The organism is Nonomuraea sp. NPDC059007, from assembly GCF_042740555.1.
GTDB lineage: Bacteria > Actinomycetota > Actinomycetes > Streptosporangiales > Streptosporangiaceae > Nonomuraea.
Genome location: NZ_JBHYJD010000113.1, coordinates 1 through 4,272 on the forward strand (window position 1 = coordinate 1; position 4,272 = coordinate 4,272).

At 69.7% G+C, this 4,272-nt stretch carries 3 protein-coding genes; 2 read left to right on the forward strand and 1 reads right to left on the reverse strand.

The features are described from left to right. Positions 1 to 74 precede the first annotated feature (74 nt). On the reverse strand, positions 75 to 743 hold the full coding sequence (locus ACFWY5_RS57850; protein WP_379640382.1) for a DUF4328 domain-containing protein: 669 nt from the start codon (positions 741 to 743) through the stop codon (positions 75 to 77). A 205-nt stretch (positions 744 to 948) separates the two neighbouring features. On the opposite strand from ACFWY5_RS57850, the gene glgB reads away from it, so the two are divergent. Both glgB and ACFWY5_RS57860 read left to right on the forward strand, forming a co-directional pair. After that, a complete protein-coding gene (gene glgB, locus ACFWY5_RS57855) occupies positions 949 to 3,120 on the forward strand; it encodes a 1,4-alpha-glucan branching protein GlgB (protein WP_379640384.1) in 2,172 nt (723 codons plus the stop codon). A 206-nt stretch (positions 3,121 to 3,326) separates the two neighbouring features. Continuing rightward, on the forward strand, positions 3,327 to 4,272 hold a 946-nt coding region (locus ACFWY5_RS57860; RefSeq protein WP_379640385.1), incomplete at its 3' end, for a S8 family serine peptidase.

A 4,272-nucleotide genomic window follows, 5' to 3' on the forward strand; every position in this document is an offset into this window, starting at 1 on the left:
TTCACGGTGCAGATCTCGCAATCCACACCGAACCCGGAAGCCCTTCCTTATGCCAAACCGATCAACCCCTGTACCTAACCTCCGTGGTCAGTACAACTAGCCGCGGTACGGCCGGCCTCCTGCATCGCCGTGATCCTCAGGATGACCGCGATGGCCAGCGCGGCGGCGATCCAGTACAGCGCGATGCTGAACACGTCGAACCGGGCGGCGCGGGCGAGCTCCTCCGGTTCTTCCCCGGCGAACAGCAGCCGCGCGCCCACGTTCGAGACGAGTCCGGCGCAGAGCCACATCAGCCACCAGGCCCAGACCAGGCCGGGACGGCGGCCGAGGCCGAGGCCGACGCCCGGGACCCTGCCGGGCGTGGAGGCGACCCAGATGTCGTCCACGATCTGCTTGGGGAACCAGAAGTTGACGATGGGCACGACCCATCCGAACGTCAGCCACCTGCGCGAGCGCCGGTGAGGCTCGGGACTGAGCTCCTCGGAGTTGTCGCGTACGCGAAAGAGCCAGAACAGGAATCCGGCGATGGCGGCCAGGCGGGCGGCCATCTCGACCAGGCCCGACCCGGCGAAGATCACGTCCGCGCCGTTCAGCTCGGCGTCGGTGACCGAGTCGGGGTCGGCGACGACCCGGTCCATGAGCGAGGCGACCCACAGGTCGACGCCGGCCGCGGCCAGGCCGACCACGGAGTCGACGACGAGCAGGGCGACGGCGAGCCCGGCCGCTCCACGGACGGGCTTCACGGGTGAGATCGGGCGCTCTTGATGTAAGGGATGCATGGCGGGTCCTCGTGCGTCTGGATGGGGGTTGCGACAGTATGTCGAGTACCTGGGCACCAGGTCATCTGTATTGCGATGCCGTGATTTCGCACTTTCGGGGATTCCCATCGTGAAAGCGGGCAGGGGCTGAGGCAGACGGCCGTCGTAGGGCACTGTGGGGAGCATGCCGATGAGGACAGAGCTCGACCGCCTCGCGGGCGGGGCACATCATGATCCGCATTCCATCCTCGGCGCCCACCCCGGCGGCGGCGGGGTCACCTTCCGTACGCTGCGCCCGCTGGCCGAGCGGGTGGAGGTGGTGCTCGACGACGGTGGTGCGCATGTCATGGAGCACGTGGCGCACGGGGTGTTCGAGGTCATGGTGCCCGGCCTGGACAAGGTCCCCGGGTACACGTTGCGGATCCGCTATGGGGGCGGCGAGCCGTACGAGACGAAGGACCCCTACCGCTACTGGCCCACGCTGGGCGAGATCGACCTGCACCTGATCGGCGAGGGCCGCCACGAGCGGCTCTGGGAGGCGCTGGGCGCGAGGGTGATGACGCACGAGGAGGCGGAGGGCACCGCCTTCTCCGTCTGGGCGCCCAACGCGCGCGGCATCAGGGTGGTGGGCGACTTCAACCATTGGGACGGCGCCGGGCATCCGATGCGCTCGCTGGGGCGGTCGGGGGTGTGGGAGCTGTTCGTGCCGGGTGTGGGGGCGGGGCAGCGCTACAAGTTCCAGATCCTCGGGGCGGACGGGGTGTGGCGCGACAAGGCCGACCCGATGGCCAGGCGGACCGAGACGCCGCCGCAGACCGCCTCGGTGGTCGAGCAGTCGCGCTACACCTGGGACGACGCGCGGTGGATGGACGAGCGCGCCGCCGAACCGGCGCAACAGCGGCCGATGAGCGTGTACGAGGTGCATCTCGGTTCGTGGAAACCCGGGCTTGGTTATCGCGAGCTGGCCGAACAGCTGACGGATTATGTCAGCGAGATGGGTTTCACGCATGTCGAGTTCATGCCGGTGGCCGAACATCCCTTCGGCGGCTCCTGGGGATATCAGGTCACCTCCTACTACGCGCCGACCGCGCGCTTCGGGACGCCTGACGAGTTCCGGCACCTCGTCGACCGGCTGCACCAGGCCGGGATCGGCGTGCTGCTCGACTGGGTGCCCGCGCACTTCCCCATGGATGAGTGGGCGCTGGCCCGCTTCGACGGCACCCCGCTGTACGAGCACGCCGACCCGGCCCGCGGCGAGCACCCCGACTGGGGCACCTACGTCTTCGACTTCGGCCGCGCCGAGGTCCGCAACTTCCTGGTGGCCAACGCGGTCTACTGGCTCAAGGAGTTCCACATCGACGGGCTGCGCGTGGACGCGGTGGCCTCGATGCTCTACCTCGACTACTCGCGCCGCGAGGGCGAGTGGACGCCCAACGTGTTCGGCGGCCGGGAGAACCTCGACGCGGTGGAGTTCCTGAAGGAGATGAACGCCGTCGCCTACCGGGAGGCGCCGGGCATCTCGACCGTGGCCGAGGAGTCGACCGCCTGGCCCGGGGTCTCCCAGCCGGTTCACCTGGGCGGCCTCGGCTTCGGCTTCAAGTGGAACATGGGCTGGATGCACGACACGCTCGCCTACCTCCGGCACGAGCCGATCTTCCGCCAGTACCACCACCATCAGATGACGTTCTCGCTCATGTACGCCTACAGCGAGAACTTCGTGCTCCCGCTCTCCCACGACGAGGTCGTGCACGGCAAGGGTTCGCTGCTCGGCAAGATGCCCGGCGACGAGTGGCAGCGCTTCGCGCAGTTGCGGGCGCTGCTGGCGTTCATGTGGGCGCATCCGGGCAAGCAGCTGCTGTTCATGGGCGGTGAGTTCGGCCAGGGCTCGGAGTGGTCGGAGGAACGCGGCCTCGACTGGTGGGTGCTGGAGTTCGACGGGCACAAGGGCGTGCAGAAGCTGGTGCGCGACCTCAACGAGGTCTACCGGCGAACGCCGCCGCTGTGGGAGCAGGACTGCTCGCCCGAGGGGTTCCGGTGGATCGACGCCGACGACGCCTCCGGCAACACCTTCTCCTTCGTCCGCTACGCGGCCGGCGGGGCGGCGGTGGCGTGCGTGGTCAACTTCAGCGGGTCGCCGCACGAGGACTACCGGCTCGGCCTGCCGTACGGCGGGCGGTGGGAGGAGGTCGTCAACACCGATGCCTACGAGTACGCGGGCAGCGGGGTGGGCAACCTCGGCGGGGTGGAGGCGGTCGAGGAGTCGCGGCACGGCCTGCCGTACTCGACGGTGCTGCGGGTGCCGCCGCTGGGCGCGGTGTGGCTCCACAGCGAGGGCCCGCCCGCCGTGGAACCCGAGCCTTAACGGAAGCTCAAGCGAGGCTTAAAAGGGATCTTCACCCATTGCCCCGACAAGCCGGTCATCCTTACGCTTCCCCCCAGCAATCTGAGGCCCCCTCAGCCCCCTGCCAGGCGAGGGGGCCTCAGATTGCGCGCACCACCTCAGGGCTGCCTCTGGGCTTGCGGGGCAATTCCCCCTAAACTCCGAGATCATCCCCCATCGGAGGACGAGTGCGACTTCGACGCCTGATCGCGGCAGCGGCCCTGCTCGCCGTACTCCCGGCCACCCCCGCTTTCGCCGACGACCCGCCCCCGGTCTCCGACAAGCTCGAAGAGGGCATCGCCGTCGGCACCGGCCCGGTACGCGCCATCGTCGAGCTGACCGACCCGGCCCAGAACGCCCCGATCGCCGGCGCCGCCGCGCAGAGCGACGTGGAAGTCGTTCTCCAGCCGGCGATGCAGCCGTTCGTGGTCGTGAACGGCACCGCGGAAGAGCTCGCGAAGTTAGCCGAGGACCCGAGGGTCACCGCCGTCCGCCGCGACCGCGCCTACCCGCCCACGCTCTCCTCCAGCCTCAAGCAGATCGGCGCCGACCAGGCCCACGCGCAGGGCTTCACCGGCGCCGGCCAGACGATCGCCGTCCTGGACACCGGCATCGACCGCGACCACCCGTTCTTCCTGAACCGCATCGTCGACGAAGCCTGCTTCTCCGCCGTCGACCAGGGCGTGGAGTCGCTGTGCCCGAACGGGTCGACGACCCAGGTGGGCCCCGGCGCCGCCGACGTCGAGATCGACAAGTGCATGCTCGGCGGCACGAACATCTGCGACCACGGCACCCACGTGGCCGGCATCGCCGCGGGCAACGGCGGCGTGGCGCCCGGGGCCGGGATCATCGCCGTCCAGGTGTTCAGCCGCATCAACGACGCGGAGGCCTGCGGCGAGCCGTCGTGCCTGGCCGCGTACGAGTCCTCGCTGCGCCTGGCCATGGACCACGTCGCCACGCTCGCCGCCACCCGCCCGATCGCCGCGGTCAACCTCAGCCTGGGCGGCTGGCCGACGATGACCTCCTGCGACGACAGCGAGGAGGGCGCCGCGTTCAAGCCCAAGGTCGACGACCTGCCGGCGAAGGGCGTGGCCACGGTGGTCGCCGCGGGCAACGAGTCCTTCACCGGCGCCT